The 18,653-nt window shown below is 70.9% G+C and carries 12 protein-coding genes and 1 pseudogene; 3 read left to right on the plus strand and 10 right to left on the minus strand.

The features are described 5' to 3' along the window. Positions 1–77: 77 nt before the first annotated feature. Positions 78–1,466, minus strand: coding sequence for a M16 family metallopeptidase (locus tag ABD224_RS01355; protein WP_344045753.1), 1,389 nt, complete (start codon positions 1,464–1,466; stop codon positions 78–80). Next, positions 1,463–2,836, minus strand: a complete 1,374-nt coding sequence (locus ABD224_RS01360; protein WP_344045755.1) for a M16 family metallopeptidase — start codon at positions 2,834–2,836, stop codon at positions 1,463–1,465. Before ABD224_RS01360 ends, ABD224_RS01355 begins: the two co-directional genes overlap by 4 nt. A 348-nt stretch (positions 2,837–3,184) precedes the next feature. On the opposite strand from ABD224_RS01360, the gene ABD224_RS01365 reads away from it, so the two are divergent. Then, the gene (locus ABD224_RS01365) at positions 3,185–5,641 is read left to right on the plus strand and encodes a DNA gyrase/topoisomerase IV subunit A (RefSeq protein WP_344045756.1); all 2,457 of its coding nucleotides are present in this window, start codon (positions 3,185–3,187) and stop codon (positions 5,639–5,641) included. Here the strand turns inward: ABD224_RS01365 and ABD224_RS01370 are convergent. Beyond that, complete coding sequence (locus ABD224_RS01370; RefSeq protein WP_344045757.1) at positions 5,638–6,765, minus strand: CobW family GTP-binding protein; 1,128 nt, start codon at positions 6,763–6,765, stop codon at positions 5,638–5,640. The genes ABD224_RS01365 and ABD224_RS01370 overlap by 4 nt on opposite strands. 224 nt (positions 6,766–6,989) lie before the next feature. Here ABD224_RS01370 and ABD224_RS01375 point away from each other — a divergent pair, with 224 nt between their 5' ends. Continuing rightward, complete coding sequence (locus ABD224_RS01375) at positions 6,990–7,931, plus strand: ferredoxin family protein (RefSeq protein ID WP_344045759.1); 942 nt, start codon at positions 6,990–6,992, stop codon at positions 7,929–7,931. 156 nt (positions 7,932–8,087) lie between these two features. On the opposite strand, the gene ABD224_RS01380 is transcribed toward ABD224_RS01375, so the two are convergent. The 3 genes from ABD224_RS01380 to ABD224_RS01390 form a co-directional block, all read right to left on the minus strand. Then, a complete protein-coding gene (locus ABD224_RS01380) occupies positions 8,088–9,680 on the minus strand; it encodes a solute symporter family protein (protein ID WP_344045761.1) in 1,593 nt (530 codons plus the stop codon). Continuing rightward, complete coding sequence (locus ABD224_RS01385; RefSeq protein WP_344045763.1) at positions 9,677–10,198, minus strand: DUF485 domain-containing protein; 522 nt, start codon at positions 10,196–10,198, stop codon at positions 9,677–9,679. The genes ABD224_RS01380 and ABD224_RS01385 overlap by 4 nt, the downstream gene beginning before the upstream one ends. Positions 10,199–10,363: 165 nt before the next feature. Beyond that, on the minus strand, positions 10,364–12,487 hold the full coding sequence (locus ABD224_RS01390; protein ID WP_344045765.1) for a DNA gyrase/topoisomerase IV subunit B: 2,124 nt from the start codon (positions 12,485–12,487) through the stop codon (positions 10,364–10,366). Positions 12,488–12,931: 444 nt separating this feature from the next. Here ABD224_RS01390 and ABD224_RS01395 point away from each other — a divergent pair, with 444 nt between their 5' ends. Beyond that, positions 12,932–13,162: a DUF7455 domain-containing protein gene (locus ABD224_RS01395; RefSeq protein ID WP_344045767.1), complete on the plus strand. Its 231-nt coding sequence runs from the start codon at positions 12,932–12,934 to the stop codon at positions 13,160–13,162. Positions 13,163–13,261: 99 nt separating this feature from the next. Here the strand turns inward: ABD224_RS01395 and ABD224_RS01400 are convergent, their stop codons facing one another. The 4 genes and pseudogenes from ABD224_RS01400 to ABD224_RS29410 all read right to left on the minus strand — a co-directional run. Further along, complete coding sequence (locus ABD224_RS01400) at positions 13,262–14,170, minus strand: serine protease (RefSeq protein WP_344045769.1); 909 nt, start codon at positions 14,168–14,170, stop codon at positions 13,262–13,264. Positions 14,171–14,311: 141 nt separating this feature from the next. Beyond that, positions 14,312–15,838 carry an RNA polymerase sigma factor gene (locus tag ABD224_RS01405; protein WP_344045770.1) on the minus strand — a complete coding sequence of 509 codons (1,527 nt, stop codon included), beginning with the start codon at positions 15,836–15,838 and terminating at the stop codon, positions 14,312–14,314. Positions 15,839–16,305: 467 nt separating this feature from the next. Further along, positions 16,306–17,193 (minus strand): FadR/GntR family transcriptional regulator, encoded by an 888-nt coding sequence (locus tag ABD224_RS01410; protein WP_344045771.1) that lies wholly within the window; start codon positions 17,191–17,193, stop codon positions 16,306–16,308. A gap of 162 nt (positions 17,194–17,355) precedes the next feature. Then, positions 17,356–18,653 (minus strand): annotated as a pseudogene (locus ABD224_RS29410) (ABC transporter); the annotation flags it as partial.

The following is an 18,653-nucleotide window of genomic DNA, read 5'->3' on the forward strand; positions in this document are numbered from 1 at the left end:
TCGTTTCATGAGCAATGCGGACAACAAGGGGCCCTGGCGGCGTTTCCCCGCCACCAGGGCCCCACGCGCGCGTGCCGCTACTCGGCCGTCACGACGGTGACGGGACCGATGCCGAGCGCCTCGACGGGCTCCTTGATCTGCGCGGCGTCGCCGACGAGGACGGTCACCAGCCGGTCCACCGGGAAGGCGCTGACGACGGCCGCGGTGGCCTCCACCGTGCCGGTGGCGGCGAGCTGCTGATAGAGCGTCGCCTGGTAGTCGTCGGGCAGGTGCTGCTCGACCTGGTCGGCCAGCGTGCTCGCCACGGCGGCGGCCGTCTCGTACTTCAGCGGCGCCACACCGACGAGGTTCTGCACGGCGACGTCCCGCTCGGCGTCGGTCAGCCCCTCGGCGGCGAGCGTGCGCAGCACCGTGAACAGGTCCTCCAGGGCCGGGCCGGTGTTCGGCGTGTCGACCGAGCCGCTGATGGCGAGCATCGCGGCGCCCGAGCCGTCGGGGGCGGAGCGCAGCACCTGGCTGAACGCCCGCACCCCGTAGGTGTAGCCCTTCTCCTCGCGCAGGACGCGGTCCAGGCGGGAGGTGAGGGTGCCGCCGAGGCAGTAGGTGCCGAGCACCTGGGCGGGCCACACGCGGTCGTGCCGGTCGGGGCCGATACGGCCGACGAGCAGCTGTGTCTGGACGGAGCCGGGCCGGTCGACAATGACCACGCGCCCGGTGTCGTCGGCGGTCACCGGCGGCACGGGCCGCGGCTGGGCGGGCACCCCTGTCCAGGCGCCCAGGGTCTCGTCCAGCAGCCCGTCCAGGTCGATGCCGGTGAGGTCGCCGACGACCACGACGGTGGCCGTGGAGGGACGCACATGCCGGCGGTAGAAGGAGCGGACGGCCGCCGCGTCGATGGCACCGACCGTCTCCTCGGTGCCCTGGCGCGGACGTGACATGCGCGAGCCGGCCGGGAACAGCTCCTTGGCGAGCTCCTTGGCGGCGCGGCGGGAGGGGTTGGCCAGCTCGTGCGGGATCTCGTCGAGCCGGTTGCGCACCAGCCGCTCGATCTCGGAGTCGGCGAAGGCGGGCGCCCTGAGGGCGTCGGCCAGCAGGCCCAGCCCCTTGGCCAGCCGGGAGGCCGGGACCTCCAGGCTGAGCCGCACGCCGGGGTGGTCGGCGTGGGTGTCCAGGGTGGCGCCCGCACGCTCCAGCTCGGCGGCGAACTCCTCGGCGGAGTGCCGGTCGGTGCCCTCGGAGAAGGCCCGGGCCATGATCGTGGCGACGCCGTCCAGGCCGGCCGGCTCGGCGTCCAGGGGCGCGTTCAGCACCACCTCGACGGCGACGATCTTCTGACCGGGGCGGTGGCAGCGCAGGACCGTCAGACCGTTGTCCAGCGTCCCGCGCTCGGGCGTCGGGAACGCCCACGGCTTGGGCTCGCCCGCCTGGGGCTGGGGGTGGAACTCCATCGTGGCGAGCTCGGTCACTTCGCCGTCTCCTTGGTGTGGTCGGTGGCCGCGACGGCCGCGGCCTGGGCGTCGTCCGGTGCGGTGGCGGTGGTCGGCTCGTAGACGAGCACCGCGCGGTTGTCGGGGCGCAGGCGGGTCCTGGCGATCTCCTGGACCTCCTCGGGAGTCACCTCCAGGACACGGTCGACGGCGGTCAGGGCGAGCTGCGGGTCGCCGAACAGGACGGCGTACCGGCACAGTTCGTCGGCGCGGCCCGCGACCGTGCCGAGCCGGTCCAGCCACTCGCGCTCCAACTGGGCCTGGGCGCGCTCCATTTCCTCGGCCGTCGGGCCCTCCTCGGCGAACCGGGCGAGCTCCTCGTCGATGGCCGCCTCGATGACGGGGATCTCGACGTCACCGGAGGCCTTCACGTCCAGCCAGCCCATGGAGGGCGCACCGGCCAGCCGCAGCAGGCCGAAGCCGGCGGTGACGGCGGTGCGGTCGCGGCGCACCAGCCGGTTGTAGAGGCGGGAGGACTCACCGCCGCCGAGGATGGTGAGAGCGAGGTCGGCCGCGTCGCACGCGCGCGTGCCGTCGTGCGGGAGCCGGTAGGCGGCCATCAGGGCGCGGGCCGGGACGTCCTCCTCGACGACCTCGCGCAGCTGCTCGCCGATGATCTCGGGCAGGGAGCCGTCGCGCGGCTCGGGCTTGCCGTCGTGGGACGGGATGGAGCCGAAGTACTTCTCGATCCAGGCGAGCGTCTGCTCCGGGTCGATGTCGCCGACGACCGCCAGCACGGCGTTGTTGGGCGCGTAGTACGTCCGGAAGAACTGCCGGGCGTCCTCCAGGGTGGCCGCGTCGAGGTCCTCCATGGACCCGATCGGCGTGTGGTGGTACGGGTGGCCCTCCGGGTAGGCGAGGGCGGTGAGCTTCTCGAAGGCGGTGCCGTAGGGGACGTTGTCGTAGCGCTGGCGGCGCTCGTTCTTGACGACGTCCCGCTGGTTCTCCAGGGACTCCTCGTCCAGCGCCACGAGCAGGGAGCCCATGCGGTCGGCCTCCAGCCAGAGGGCGAGCTCGAGCTGGTGGGCGGGCATGGTCTCGAAGTAGTTGGTGCGCTCGAAGCTGGTGGTGCCGTTGAGCGAGCCGCCCGCGCCCTGCACCAGCTCGAAGTGCCCGTTGCCCTTGACCTGGGCGGAGCCCTGGAACATCAGGTGCTCGAAGAGGTGTGCCAGGCCGGTGCGTCCCTTGACCTCGTGGCGCGAGCCGACGTCGTACCAGAGGCACACCGCCGCGACCGGGGTCAGGTGGTCCTCGGAGAGCACCACGCGCAGGCCGTTGGCCAGGCGATGCTCGGTTGCTGTCAGGCCGCCGGAGCCTGCCTCGGCTGTGGCCGTGTGACCCATGGGCATGTATGTCCCTTCGATCGCGAGGGCGGCTCGCGAACCGCCCGTTTCCTGCCGGTCCTGCCACTGTATGCAAGCGCGCGGATCCCTGGCGAAGTTCCCGGAGGCCGTACGCCGAGAGCGAGATCGACAGCGGGACGGGCGAGCCGCCGGGTGCGCTCCGGGGCGCGGGACGGTGCGGCTCGTGTCCGGCACCGCGGTGACGGCGAGGACGTCCGAACGCGCACACCGGCGGTCCCGGTACGGTGGAGCGGAGACCGGTGGGGCGGGGGCTGATCAGGGTTGTCGGTCGGGCGTTCCACAATGGTCCGCGTCAGATCCCGTCACGCCTCACTCAGCAAGGAGCCGGCAGCGATGGCCCGCCGCAGCACGAAGACCCCGCCGCCCGACGACTCGTACGAGGAGAAGATCCTCGACATCGACGTCGTGGACGAAATGCAGGGCTCCTTTCTCGAGTACGCGTACTCGGTCATCTACTCCCGTGCCCTGCCGGACGCCCGGGACGGCCTCAAGCCGGTGCACCGCCGCATCGTCTACCAGATGAACGAGATGGGCCTGCGCCCCGACCGCGGCTACGTCAAGTGCGCCCGTGTCGTCGGCGAGGTCATGGGCAAGCTGCACCCGCACGGCGACGCGTCGATCTACGACGCCCTGGTGCGCATGGCGCAGCCCTTCTCCATGCGCGTCCCCCTGGTCGACGGCCACGGCAACTTCGGCTCGCTGGGCAACGACGACCCGCCCGCCGCCATGCGGTACACCGAGTGCCGCATGGCCGAGGCGACGTCCCTGATGACGGAGTCCATCGACGAGGACACCGTCGACTTCGTCCCCAACTACGACGGCCAGCAGCAGGAGCCGGTCGCCCTGCCGGCCGCCTTCCCCAACCTGCTGGTCAACGGCGCGTCGGGCATCGCCGTCGGCATGGCCACGAACATGCCCCCGCACAACCTCAACGAGGTCATCGCGGCCGCCCGTCATCTGATCCGCTACCCGAACGCGGACCTGGACGCCCTGATGAAGCACATCCCGGGCCCCGACCTGCCCACCGGCGGCCAGATCGTCGGGCTGTCCGGGATCAGGGACGCCTACGCGACGGGCCGCGGCACCTTCAAGATGCGTGCGACGGTCTCGGTGGAGAACGTGACGGCGCGCCGCAAGGGACTGGTCGTCACCGAACTGCCCTTCTCCGTGGGTCCGGAGAAGGTCGTCGCCAAGATCAAGGACCTGATCAACGCGAAGAAGCTCCAGGGCATCGCCGACGTCAAGGACCTCACCGACCGCGAGCACGGCCTGCGCCTGGTCATCGAGATCAAGAACGGCTTCGTACCGGAGGCCGTCCTGGAGCAGCTCTACAAGCTGACGCCGATGGAGGAGTCCTTCGGCATCAACAACGTCGCCCTGGTCGACGGCCAGCCCGTCACGCTGGGCCTCAAGGAGCTCCTGCAGGTCTACCTCGACCACCGCTTCGAGGTCGTGCGGCGCCGCAGCGAGTACCGCCGCGGCAAGCGGCGCGACCGGCTGCACCTGGTCGAGGGCCTGCTCACCGCGCTGGTGGACATCGACGAGGTCATCCGCCTCATCCGCTCCAGCGAGAACTCCGCGCAGGCCAAGGAGCGTCTGATGGAGCGCTTCTCGCTGAGCGAGGTCCAGACCCAGTACATCCTCGACACCCCGCTGCGCCGTCTGACCAAGTACGACCGCCTCGAACTGGAGGCGGAGAAGGAGCAGCTCCTCAAGGAGATCGAGCGGCTGACCCGGATCCTGGAGTCGGACGCGGAGCTGCGCAAGCTGGTCTCGAGCGAACTGGCCGCCGTCGCCAAGAAGTTCGGCACTCCCCGGCGCACGGTGCTGCTGGAGAAGCCCGACACCCGGGCCGCCTCGCTGCCGCTGCAGGTGGAGGACGCCCCGTGCCGTGTCCTGCTGTCCTCCACGGGTCTGCTGGCCCGTACGGCGAACGACGCCCCGCTGTCGCAGGACGCGGACGGCACGCGGCACAAGCACGATGTGATCGTCTCGGCGGTCCCGGCGACCGCCCGCGGCGAGGTGGGTGTGGTGACCTCCGCCGGCCGCCTGCTCCGGGTGAACGTCATCGACCTGCCCCAGCTGCCGGAGACGGCCCCGGCGGCGAACCTCTCGGGCGGCGCGCCCCTGGCGGAGTTCGTCACCCTGAAGGAAGACGAGAAGGTGCTCTGCCTGACCACCCTGAGCGAGTCGTCGCCGGGTCTGGCGCTCGGCACCGAACAGGGTGTCGTCAAGCGTGTGGTCCCCGACTACCCCGCGAACAAGGAGGAGTTGGAGGTCATCACCCTCAAGGAGGGCGACCGGATCGTCGGCGCGACCGAGCTGCGCACCGGTGAGGAGGACCTGGTCTTCATCACGGACGACGCCCAGCTCCTGCGCTACCCGGCCTCCCTGGTCCGCCCGCAGGGCCGCCCGGCCGGCGGCATGGCCGGCATCAAGCTCTCCCAGGGCGCCAAGGTCATCTCGTTCACGGCCGTCGACCCGTCCTCGGACGCGGTCGTCGTCACCGTCGCCGGTTCGCGCGGAACGCTGGACGACTCCGTGCAGACGACGTGCAAGGTCACCCCGTTCGACCAGTTCCCGCGCAAGGGCCGGGCGACCGGCGGTGTCCGCTGCCAGCGGTTCCTGAAGGGCGAGGACTGTCTGTCCTTCGCCTGGGCGGGCGCCGCACCCGCCCGGGCCGCCCAGAAGAACGGCAGCCCGGCCGAACTCCCGGACGTCGACCCGCGCCGTGACGGCTCGGGTGTGTCGCTGCCGAAGACGGTGACCGCGGTGGCGGGTCCGGTCTAAGCCGGGGGGGCCTGCGGGTACGGATCCTCGACGTCCGGGTCCTCGATGTCCGGGTCCTCGGAGCCTCGTACGTAGCGAAGGACGCCCCACATGCCGTGCTCGTCGGCGTGCGGGGCGTCGTTCTTGCACGCCTCCAGTTCCTTGCCGAGGGCGTCCGCGTCGATGCCGGAGCCGATGAGCACGAGCCGGGTGAGACGGGGCTCGCCGGCGGGCCAGGGTTCGGGGTAGAAGCGCAGGAACCGTCCCACGGCGTGCACGGCGTAGCGGTTGCGGGGGTCGTGGGGGCCGAAGTCGACGTGTCCCTTGATCCGGTAGAGCCCGTCGGGACGGCTGTCGAGGAACCGCATCAGCCGGCGGGGGTCGAGCGGGACGTCGGCGACGAAGGAAAGGCTGTCGTAGCCGGTGTGCAGATGCCCGTCGTGGCCGCCGTCCTCGGTGTGCTCGTGCAGATCGTCGAAGGACAGCTGCCCGATGCGCTCCCGGCTGGGCCTGCGGTCGAAGAGGAACTCGGGATCGACACGGCCGTAGGAGGCCGGGACGACGGCGGCCCTGTCGACGAGGGACCGGACGAGGCCGAGCACCCTCTTCAGGTCGGCGGCCCGGTCGGCCTTGTTGACGACGACGAGGTCGGCGAGCGCGAGATGCCGGTCGAGTTCGGGGTGCCGGGTGCGGGTGGCGTCGAACTCGGCGGCGTCGACGACCTCGACGAGCCCGCCGTAGACGACCCGGGGATTGTCACTGGCCAGCACCATGCGGACGAGCTGCTGGGGTTCGGCCAGTCCGCTGGCCTCGATGACGATGACGTCGATGCCGGCGGCGGGAGCGGTGAGCCGTTCGAGGTACAGATCGAGCTCACTGGCGTCGACCGCGCAGCACAGGCATCCGTTGCCGAGGGAGACGGTGGAGTCCCCGAGCGCTCCCGCGACCGCCATGGCGTCGATCTCGATGGCGCCGAAGTCGTTGACGATCGCGCCGATACGGGTGCCGCCGCTGTGGTGGAGAAGGTGGTTGAGCAGCGTGGTCTTCCCCGAGCCGAGAAATCCGGCGAGGACGACGACGGGGATCTGTGCCAGGGCGGGACCCGGGGCCGTGTTCTGGTTCGGATTCCGGTTCGGCTGGCTCACCGTGCGACCTCTCTCACGCCGATGCGTGCACCGGTTCACCGCTTCGGCGCACGCGAGAAGCAAACAGGAAGCAAAAAGGAAGCAAACAGGAGGGGGGACAGGAAGGGCAAACGCCGATCAAGGATACGAGCCGTGCGCCGCCGGCCGGCCCCGCGAGGGCGCCCGGAGCGGTTCACCTCCCCGGCCGGAAGCCGCCTGGCTCAAGTCAGGTTAGGCTCACCTGTGTGAGTATGTGCTCGACCGCTTCCCGGCAGCTCGACGAGCCGCCGGCCGCCACCGCGCCCGCGGCGACGACATGGCTGCTGCTGGAGCAGCCCGGTCCCTGGGGTGCCACAGCGCTCACGTCGAGTCACCTGGACCCCGCGGTCGGCCGCGCACTGGAGCGGGCCGCGCGGGGCACCGGTGTCCGCATCGCGCTCATCCGCCGCCCCGGCCACCACCCCGACCGTCGCACGGCGTCCGCACGGCAGGTGTATGCGGCCCACACCGTTCCGGGGAACGTATGGCTGCACAGCGCCATGACGGCCGCGCCGGAACAGCTGCTCGACCTCGATTTCGCCGCCCTGGGCCAGGGGGACCACCACACCTTCGACGCGACGCTGCAGGGCGCGCCCCACACAGGCGATCCGCTCACCCTCGTCTGCACCAACGGCAAGCGCGACCGGTGCTGCGCCCTCCTCGGCCGGCCTCTCGCGGCCGAGCTCGCCTCCTCCGGGGTCCACGGGGTCTGGGAGGTCACCCATCTGGGCGGTCACCGCTTCTCGCCGACGGTCCTCGTGCTGCCGCACGGCTACGCGTACGGGCGGGCCGAGGCGCACACCGTCAAGGAGGTCCTGCACGGCGTACGGGAGGGCCGGGTGGTCCTCGAGGGCTGCCGGGGCCGTACGGCCTGGGAGCGGCCCGGACAGGCCGCGGAGCTGGCCGTACGGCAAGCAGTGGGCGAGTACCGGGCGGATGTGCTGAGTGTCGTCCGCACCGAGGGCGCCGTGCCCCACTGGGAGGTGACCGTCGCCCATGCCGACGGGCGCCGCTGGCACGTGACCGTGGCCCAGGAGACCGCCCGGCCGCCCCGGCCGGAGAGCTGTGGCGCGTCGGTGCTGGGCGAGCCGGCGCACATGGTCGTGGTCGCCGTCCGTGAACCGGCGGGCGGCCGGCTCGCCGGCTGACGGCACCGCCGTACGGGCCACCGCCGTACGGGCGGGAGCCACGCCCCGCACGCCTCGACGGGTGCGACGAGCAGGTCCGATGCCCTTGGCGGCTCCTGGTGACCGGCGCGTCCCGCCCCGCGGTGCGGTGGTACGGCCGTATGGCACCGGCCGTCGTCACACGGCGCCCGCTCCCGTCAGCGACCGCACCTCCGTCTCCGCGTGCTTGGCCTCGTCCGGGGGTTCGGAGGAGGTGACGGTGCCGAGCCAGCCGGCGAGGAACCCGAGCGGGACGGAGACGATGCCGGGGTTCTCCAGCGGGAAGAGCTGGAAGTCCACGCCCGGGAAGAGGGAGTCGGGGCTTCCGGAGACCACCGGGGAGAACACGACGAGCACCAGGGCGGGGATCAGTCCGCCGTAGACGGCCCACACCGCGCCGCGGGTCGTGAAATCGCGCCAGAACAGCGAGTACAGCAGCACCGGCAGGTTCGCGGAGGCCGCCACGGCGAAGGCGAGCCCCACCAGGAAGGCGACATTGAGGTCGCGGGCGAGCAGGCCGAGGGCGATCGCCACCACGCCGATGCCGGCCGCGGCGGCACGCGCCACGGTGACCTCGCTGCGCCGCCGGGCGCCACGGCGCCGCAGGGAGGCGTACAGGTCGTGGGCCACCGACGCCGAGGAGGCGAGCGTGACCCCGGCGACCACCGCGAGGATCGTGGCGAAGGCGACCGCGGCCACCACCGCGAACAGAGCCGTGCCCACCGTGGAGTCCGCGCCGCCGCCCAGGTCGAGGGCCAGCAGCGGGACCGCGGTGTTCCCGGCCGCGTTGGACTCCCGCAGGGCGTCCGGCCCGACGATCGCCGCCGCGCCGAAGCCGAGGACGATCGCCATCAGGTAGAAGCCGCCGATGAGCCCGATGGACCAGATCGCCGAGCGCCGGGCGGCCCGCGCGGTCGGCACGGTGTAGAAACGGGACAGGATGTGCGGCAGCCCGGCCGTGCCGAGCACCAGCGCGAGTCCGAGGCTGACGAAGTCCAGGCGCGCGGTCAGGTCCCCGCCGTACTTCAGCCCGGGGGCCAGGAAGGCGTCGCCGTGTCCGCTGCGCTCGGCCGCGGTGCGCAGCAGGCTGTCGAGGTCGCCGTGGAACCTGACCAGGACGAGCACGGTCAGCACGACGGTTCCGCCCATCATCAGGGCCGCCTTGACGATCTGGATCCAGGTGGTGGCCCGCATCCCGCCCATCGACACATAGATCACCATCAGTGCGCCGACGCCGATGACGGTCCAGGCCCGCGCTCCCCCGCCGGTCCGGCCGAGGAGCAGCGCCACCAGGCTGCCCGCGCCCACCATCTGGGCCACCAGGTACAGCACGGACACGGTGACCGAGGAGGTTCCCGCCGCGATCCGCACCGGCCGCTCGCTCATCCGGGACGCGACCACGTCGGCGAGTGTGAACCGTCCGCAGTTGCGGACCAGTTCGGCGACGAGGAACAGCACCACCAGCCAGGCCACGAGGAAGCCCACGACATACAGCACCCCGTCGTAGCCGAACAGCGCGATCAGCCCGGGAACGCCCAGGAAGGAGGCGGCCGACACATAGTCGCCCGCGACGGCGAAGCCGTTCTCCATGGGCGAGAACAGCCGCCCGCCCGCGTAGAACTCCTCCTCCGAGCCCTGCCGGTTGCGGCTCACCCAGGTGGTGATCCCCAGGGTGATGGCGACGAACACGCTGAACAGCAGCAGCGCCAGCGTCTGATGGTTGCCGGTCACGACACACCGTCCCGGACCCCGCGGCCCCCGGCACCGCGCGTCAGCTCCTGCGTGTCCCACCGCAGTTCGAGCGCCGCCCGGTCCCGGCGCAGCCGTGCGTGCCGGGCGTAGGCCCAGGCGAGGAGGAAGGTGCTGAGGAACTGCCCCAGGCCGGCCAGCATCGCCACGTTCACCGCGCCCGCCACCGGCCGCGCCATGAACCCGGGCGCGGCCGTCGCCGTCACGACGTACGCCGCGTACCAGACGAGGAAGACGGCGACCGCCGGGACGACGAACCGCCGGTACCGGCTGCGCACCTCCTGGAACGCCGCGCTGCGCTGCACCGCGAGGTACACCTCGGCCGCCGCGGTGCCGCCGGCCGGCCCGGTCCGGCCCTCGCGGCGGGCCGCCGGTACCGGTGCGGAGAAAACCGCGGTGCCGTTCCCCTCGCCCCAGCCGGAGGCCAGAGCGTCGTACCAGGGGTCGCGATACCTCATGTCCTCCGTGCCCTCGGGGGGACGGCCATTGCTGAACTGCATGCCCAAGGATGGACAGACCGGGAAGATCCCTGACTTCTCTTCCCCGCGCTCTTCACCCCATCAGGTGATACGGCACGCAGCAGGCGCTCCCGCGCACAGGCCGGCGCATCGGCGTGCGTACCGGTACGCACGCCGATGCGCCGGCCTGCCTGTCGATGTGCCGGCCTACACGTCGATGCGCGAGCGGTCCAGCGTCGCGGCCGAGCTCGCGATGAACTCCTTGCGGGGCGCCACGTCGTTGCCCATCAGGAGCTCGAAGATCTGCTCGGCGGCCTCGAGGTCGGAGATGTTGATCCGGCGCAGGGTGCGGTAGCGCGGGTCCATGGTCGTCTCGGCCAGCTGGTCGGCGTCCATCTCGCCGAGGCCCTTGTACCGCTGGATCGTGTCCTTGTACCGGATCTTCTTGCTCTGGAACTCCAGGAGCTTCTCGCGCAGTTCGCGGTCCGAGTAGGTGTAGACGTACTTGCTCTGGCCCTTCTTCGGCTGGACCAGCTCGATGCGGTGCAGCGGCGGCACCGCGGCGAACACCCGGCCCGCCTCGACCATGGGCCGCATGTAGCGGTGGAACAGCGTCAGGAGCAGGGTCCGGATGTGGGAGCCGTCCACATCGGCGTCGGTCATCATGATGACCTTGCCGTAGCGCGCGGCGTCCAGGTCGAAGGTCCGGCCCGATCCCGCCCCTATCACCTGGATGATCGCGCCGCACTCGGCGTTCTTCAGCATGTCCGCGACGGACGACTTCTGGACGTTGAGGATCTTGCCGCGGATCGGCAGCAGTGCCTGGAACTCGGAGTTCCGTGCCAGCTTCGCCGTACCGAGCGCCGAGTCCCCCTCGACGATGAACAGCTCGCTGCGCTCGACGTCGTCGCTGCGGCAGTCGGCGAGCTTGGCCGGCAGCGAGGAGGACTCCAGGGCCGTCTTGCGGCGCTGCGCGTCCTTGTGCTGGCGGGCGGCGATGCGCGTCCGGGCGGCGGCGACGGCCTTCTCCAGCACCATGCGCGCCTGCTGTGCGGCGTCGCGCTTGGTGGACGTCAGGAACGCCTTGAGTTCCTTGGAGACGACGTTGTTCACGATGCGACGGGCCGCCGAGGTGCCGAGGACCTCCTTGGTCTGGCCCTCGAACTGCGGCTCGGCGAGGCGGACCGTGACGACCGCGGTGAGGCCCTCCAGGGCGTCGTCCTTGACGATGTCGTCCTCGGCGACGCGCAGCATCTTCTTGGACCGCAGCACCTCGTTCAGGGTCTTGGTGACGGCCTGCTCGAAGCCCGCGACGTGGGTGCCGCCCTTGGGGGTGGCGATGATGTTGACGAAGGACCGGACCGTGGTGTCGTAGCCGGTGCCCCAGCGCAGCGCGACGTCCACGCCGAGCTCACGGGTGACTTCGGTGGGCGTCATCTGGCCGCGGTCGTCGAGGACCGGGACCGTCTCCTTGAAGGTGCCGTGCCCGGTGAAGCGGAGGACGTCGCAGATGGGCCGGTCGCCCGCCAGGTACTCGCAGAACTCGCTGATGCCGCCGTCGTAGCGGAAGGATTCCTCGCCCTTGCTGCCACCCTCGCCGAGGCCGTACTCGTCGCGGACGATGATGGTCAGTCCGGGCACCAGGAAGGCCGTCTGGCGAGCACGCTGGTGCAGGGTCTCCAGGGAGAGCTTGGCGTCCTTGAGGAAGATCTGGCGGTCGGCCCAGTAGCGCACACGCGTGCCCGTGCGCGTTCCGGGGATCTTCTTGATCTTGCGCAGACCGTTCCTGGCCTCGAACTTGCTGTCGGCCCCCTCGCCCGTGAACACACCGGGCACACCGCGCCGGAAGCTGATGGCGTGGGTGTGGCCGCCGCGGTCCACCTCGACGTCCAGCCGGGCGGACAGGGCGTTGACCACGGAGGCGCCGACACCGTGCAGACCGCCGGAGGCGGCGTACGAGCCGCCGCCGAACTTGCCGCCCGCGTGCAGCTTGGTCATCACGACCTCGACGCCGGACAGGCCCGTCTTGGGCTCGACGTCGACCGGGATGCCGCGGCCGTTGTCCCGCACCTCCACGGAGCCGTCGTCGTGCAGGATGACCTCGATGTGGTCGCAGTAGCCGCCGAGAGCCTCGTCGACGGAGTTGTCGATGATCTCCCACAGGCAGTGCATCAGACCGCGGCTGTCGGTGGAGCCGATGTACATGCCCGGGCGCTTGCGCACGGCCTCGAGACCCTCGAGGACGAGCAGGTGCCGCGCGGTGTAGTTGGAGCTGTCCCGGTCTGCTCCTGCCAGCAGCGCTGTGGACGGCACGGACGTCTCGGCGGTCACGCGGTTCGCTCCTCGCTGAATTTCAAGTGGACCCTGATGGAACTGGGGCGCGGCTTGGGTCGCCGCTCAGAGGGTACCGAGGCCTGGTAGAGCCCTTGCAACGCAACCCTCGGCAGGGGCCCAGAGTAGTAGAGAGTCGCATGCATGTTCGATGCCTCAAGGGAGTGAAGCACATATCACGTTCCCTTCGGGGGCATGAACCATTTAGGCTCCGGGCACGTCCTCCTCAACAACCGGCAACCCGACCGGGGAGGATTCGACCATGATCGACAGCGCGAACCCGTACGACACATAGAAACGCAATACGGCACATTCGCCGCAAAACCGGCAGCAACCGGCCACCCCGGAAAGATTTCCCCGGGAAAAAGCCATGATCGGGAACGTGTGGGGCTGGTTGGATGTTGACCCTGGTACGACAGCTCGTCGAGCTAGAGAAGAGGCGACGTGACTACTGTTCTGACCCCCTCGAGCCCGCTGACGGCCGCTGATCGCTGCGACCGCTGCGGCGCCCAGGCCTACCTGCGCGTCGTCCTGCTCAGCGGCGGAGAACTGCTCTTCTGCGCCCACCACGGTCGCAAGTTCGAGCCGGAACTCAAGAAGATCGCCGCTGAGATACAGGACGAGACGGGACGTCTGACGCCCGGTGGCGCGAACGCGTCCTCCCGCGAGCGCTGACCCTTCGCCCGACGAGCCAGTTCCGGCGCAGGCCGGCGAACGGGCGGCCGCCTCCGGCAATCAGGAGCGGCCGCCCGTCCTCATGACCGGTGACGCCGGTCAGCCCTCTCCGGGCACGCCGTGCGGCGCCCTCCCGGCGCCGGGCACTCCGGGCGCCCCCTGCGGCGCCTTCCGGGCGTCGAGGAACTGGTTCAGCGTCCGCAGAATGCCGGACACACGCGTGTAGACGCCGGGGCTTCCCGCGCGTCCGCAGCCGTTCCCCCACGACACGATCCCGATCAGCCGCCCCTGTGCGACCAGCGGCCCCCCGCTGTCCCCCTGGCAGGAGTCCCGGCCGCCCGCGCTCTCCCCCGCGCACAGCATGCTGTCGGGCAGGTACGGACCGTCCTTGCCCGCACCTCCCGGATAGGCCTGCTCGCACTGTGCGTCGGGCAGGACATGAACCGGCGCGGCGTGCAGCCTGTACGCATAGGTGCCGATGCCGGTGGTGTCCCCCCAGCCGTAGACCATGGCGCCCGTGCCGGGCGTGTACGCCGGGTCGCCCTTGCCCGCCAGAGGGACGACGGAGCTCTGGGGCACCGGCTCGGCGAGGAGGAGCACGGCGAAGTCCCCGGCGTTGGTTCCGGGGTCGTAGTGCGGGTTGGTCCAGACGGCACGCACCGGGATCTCCTTGCCCTCCCGCGAGAGCAGGTTCGTGCGTCCGGTGATCACTTTCAGGTCCCGTACCGGCGGCGTGCCCACGGCCTCCCCGGACAGACAGTGGGCCGCGGTGAGCACCGCCGTCCGGCTGATCACCGCCCCACCGCAGAACTGCCCGGACCGGATGTCCCCGAACCGGTCACGACTGGCCACGGCCACGGTCCACGGACTGTCCGACGCGTCGACGGGGAAGCCGCCGACGACGACCCGGCCGGCGGAGGCGGGAGCAGCGGCGGCCAGCGGCAGCACGGCTCCCACGACGGCCAGGACCAGCGGCCGGGCCAGTGCCCGGGCAATACGGCATCGCATGACACTCCTTACTCTGGGTCGATCATCGAGCACCCAGAGTCACGCAGAGCGCCTTCTTTTCGCAGCACGAAAGGCCCGGTTCCCCCCATTTCGGGGAACCGGGCCTTCGTGTCGCAGCGTCCGATCCGGCCGGGGCGGGCCTCAGTCGAGGTAGTCGCGCAGCACCTGCGAGCGCGAGGGGTGACGCAGCTTCGACATGGTCTTGGACTCGATCTGGCGGATCCGCTCACGCGTGACGCCGTACACCTTGCCGATCTCGTCGAGGGTCTTCGGCTGACCGTCGGTGAGACCGAAGCGCATGGAGACGACGCCCGCCTCGCGCTCGGACAGGGTGTCGAGCACCGAGTGCAGCTGCTCCTGCAGCAGCGTGAAGCTGACCGCGTCGGCCGGGACGACCGCCTCGGAGTCCTCGATGAGGTCGCCGAACTCGCTGTCGCCGTCCTCGCCCAGCGGGGTGTGCAGCGAGATGGGCTCGCGGCCGTACTTCTGGACCTCGATGACCTTCTCCGGGGTCATGTCGAGCTCCTTGGCCAGCTCCTCCGGGGTGGGCTCGCGGCCCAGGTCCTGGAGCATCTGGCGCTGCACGCGCGCGAGCTTGTTGATGACCTCGACCATGTGCACCGGGATACGGATGGTGCGGGCCTGGTCGGCCATCGCGCGGGTGATCGCCTGCCGGATCCACCAGGTGGCGTACGTGGAGAATTTGTAGCCCTTGGTGTAGTCGAACTTCTCCACCGCGCGGATGAGGCCGAGGTTGCCCTCCTGGATCAGGTCCAGGAAGAGCATGCCGCGGCCGGTGTAGCGCTTGGCCAGGGAGACCACCAGACGGAGGTTGGCCTCCAGGAGGTGGTTCTTGGCACGGCGGCCGTCCTCGGCGATGATCTCCAGCTCGCGCTTGAGCTTCGGGGCGAGGTTCGGCGTGTTGGCGAGCTTGTCCTCGGCGAACAGACCCGCCTCGATCCGCTTGGCGAGCTCGACCTCCTGCTCCGCGTTGAGCAGGGGGACCTTGCCGATCTGCTTGAGGTAGTCCTTCACCGGGTCGGCGGTGGCACCGGCCGCGGCGACCTGCTGCGCGGGCGCGTCGTCCTCGTCCTCGTCGGAGAGGATGAAGCCGGCGCTCTCGGGGTCCTCCACGCCCTTGGGGTCCTCGAGCACCTCGTCGTCGAGCAGGTCGAGGTCGTCCTTCTTGGGGGCAGTGGTCTTCTTCGCCGCCGTCTTCTTGGCGGTCGTCTTCTTCGCCGTCGCCTTCTTGGCGGTCGTCTTCTTGGCAGCAGCCTTCTTGGCGGGGGCCGCTTCCTCGGCGGGCGTGTCGGTGGCGGACTTCTCCGAGGCGGCGGTGGCGGTGGCCTTCCGGGTGGTCACCGTCTTCGCGGCGACCGTCTTCTTGGCGGTGCGCCTGGCCGAACTCTTCGCTGCGACGCTCTTTCGGGTGCGCCTATTGGGCTCTGCGGCACTGACCATCAGCGTCACACCCTCTTCCTCGAGGATCTGGTTGAGGCTGCGCAGTACGGTCTTCCACTGAGTGGCCGGAATCTGGTCAGCTTCGAAGGCCCGACGCACATCGTCGCCGGCGATCTGCCCCTCAGCCTTTCCCCGCTCGATGAGCGCCATGACAGAGACGGACTCGGCGATCTCCGGCGGGAGCGTACGGGATGTGCTGGCCGACACGAACAACCTCTCGGAACGTTGGAAAACGGCTTCCGGCCCCGTCCACCGTGGACAGGAGCCGACCACCGGCCTGGGGATTGGGCCGACGGTACGGGCGGGGGCCGAGAAGAGGAACAGCGCCGTCGAACGGCGTCCGTATTCCCTCCGCGGCTGTCACCTCTTAGGTCATCGCGTTCTTCCCATGAGCGTTACGCCCAATCCACGTGTCCCGAGTCACACCCCGTAAGCGTGTAAAAACGGTCAGAGATGGGCAGACAAGACCGGTCACCGCGTGCACGGTCCGACCATCGACTCCCCTCTCGCCCGCCTTGATCGCGCACGGATCGAGCGCCTCGATCACGCACGGACCCCGCCGGTTCGCGGAGGGGCCGGCGGGGTCTGCGAGAGGCGGTTCACCGGCCGGACGAGGCCGCGGAGGACGACAGGCCCGGCCGTGCCGCCCACGCAGGGACCGGGGCTCGGGCGGGTCAGTGCTCGCGCGGCGCGGGAACCACCCGTTCGACCTCGGGGTGCACCGTGAGCAGCTGCCTCATGGCCCCCTCCGCCGCCGCGCCGTCGCCCGTCGCGAGGGCGTCGACGATCCGCGCGTGCAGCGCCAGCGAGTTCTCGCTGGGCCGGTCGCAGCCCGTGACGGGGCCGCCGGAGACCTGGAGGGCGGCGGAGACGATTCCCGACAGGTGCTCCAGCATCCGGTTGCCTGCCACCTGGATGAGCAGCATGTGGAACTCGGAGTCCGCGCGGGAGAAGGTGAGCGTGTCGCCCTGCCCCAGGGCGTGCCCCATGATCTCGATCAGGTCGGACAGGCGCTGCTGGACGTCCTCGCGGTCGTGCCCGGCGGCGAGTCGGGCGGCGAGCGGTTCGATCGTCCAGCGCAGCTCGCTCAGCTCGCGGCGCTGGTCGTCGCGCTGCGGCCCGAAGGCCCGCCACTCGATGATGTCCGGGTCGAGCAGATTCCAGTCGCTGACCGGGCGCACGCGCGTGCCGACGTTCGGCCGGGCGCTGACCAGGCCCTTGGCCTCCAGGACGCGGAGGGACTCGCGCACGACGGTGCGGGAGACCTCGAAGCGATGGCCGATCTCCTCGGGCACCAGCGGACGGTCGGCACCCAGATCTCCGGAGACGATCATCTGGCCGAGCTGCTGGACGAGTTGGCCGTGCAGTCCGCGGCCGCGGCTGCCCGCGGCACGGCGGCCCACACGCCCCAGCTCCGGGTCCGCGCCCTCCCAGGAGGGATTCGCGACGCGGTCGGAGGCGGACGTCTCGGCGTAGGGGTAACGGTCGAGTTCGCCCGGGCCGACAAGACCGGAGTCTGCGGAGCGGGCGCTGGTCATCATGGTGTGCGCAAGGGTACTCACGGATCCTTTGTCGGCGTTGTCTTCAACTGCCTTGAGGTCTTTGGTGAAAAGCACACGAAAGGGTGATCGCTCACTTCGCTGTAATTGACGCCTTATCGGAAAGAAACAAACTCTCCTCGGGAAGTTTTATGCATATAGTGAGCGATTGGGCGCAAACAGCGATCACCGACTTCTGCTTCGCAGAGCCGCCAGCAGATAAGCGCACGACAACGCGACGAGGGACAACGTCAGGGCGCCCCCGAAGGGTTGGGCGATCACACGGGCCGCGGCGGCCAGGTAGCGATCCCCCCCGAAGGGCCACTGCAGCAGGAATGTCTCGCGCAGACGCGCGGGAAGGCCGTCGGCGTCCCACTCCTTCCCTCCCATGAGCGCCTGCACCAGCGGTACGACGAGCACCGGTACGGCCACCACGGAGGCGAGTCCGGCCGTGGTGGACCGGAACAGCCCCGCGGCCAGCACACCGATCCAGGCGCACCCGACCACGAGGCCCGTCCAACTCGCACCGAGCGCAAGCCAGTCGCCGGGGACCCGGGTGAGCTCCTGCCCGTACACGGCGTAGAGCACCTCGGCGTCGCAGCCGACCGTGAGAAAGGCCAGCATCAGCGCGGCGGCGGTGGCGACGACGAGCTTGGCGGTGAGCAGCCCGAGCCGCCGGGGAACGGTCCCCCGGTCCGCCGCCAGCGCGGGATGGCGGAACTCGTCGCCGAAGGCCAGCGCGCCGAGCAGCCCGGCGCCGAGCGCCGCCGGGGGCAGGGGCAGTTGCTGCGGCCATGCCGCGATCAGCCGCGGCTGCGGGGTGTGGCCCATGCGTCCCATGACCAGCGCCGTGAGGGCGGAGACGACGAGGACGGCGGCGCAGATGACGAAGCCCGTGCCGATACCGGTGGCACGGCGCAGTTCGTAGCGCAGGGGGCGCAGCGGGCCGGGTGCGGGGCGGACGGAGATGGGGGGCGGCAGAGGGGACGAGGCGTCGAGCACGACGGCCTCCGCGGGGCGCGGGGTCGGGATCGAGGGCGGGGTGTCCGCGGAGTGCCTGGTGTCGGGATGGCCGGTCCCCGTATGTCCGGCCCCTGGATGGCCGGTCCCCGTATGTCCGGCCCCTGGATGCCCGGTCCCTGGATGTCCGGGGCCGGGACGCCTGGTTCCTGAAGGTCCGGCGCCGGGCTGTCCGGTGCCGGGACGCGCTGCCGGGCGGTGGGAGGACGGGGACTGGGGAGTCCGTGCGGTCGCCGCGGCGGGCCTGTCCGGAGTGTGCGCACGCGCGGGGTTGCCCTCGGCGCGGGAGGGGGTGGAGGCGGCGGGCGGGGCCTCGGTGCCGCTTGCGGGGGCCGGGGACCGGGACGTGGTGACGAGATCCAGAACGTCGGGGCGGGCCGCCGCCTCCGGGCGGCCGGGACCGGTGGGGACGCGCACGCCGTCCGGGACGGCGGCCGGGTGCGGGCCGGCCGGCCCTGCGGCAG

The organism is Streptomyces thermoalcalitolerans (genome assembly GCF_039525155.1).
Classification (GTDB): domain Bacteria; phylum Actinomycetota; class Actinomycetes; order Streptomycetales; family Streptomycetaceae; genus Streptomyces; species Streptomyces thermovulgaris.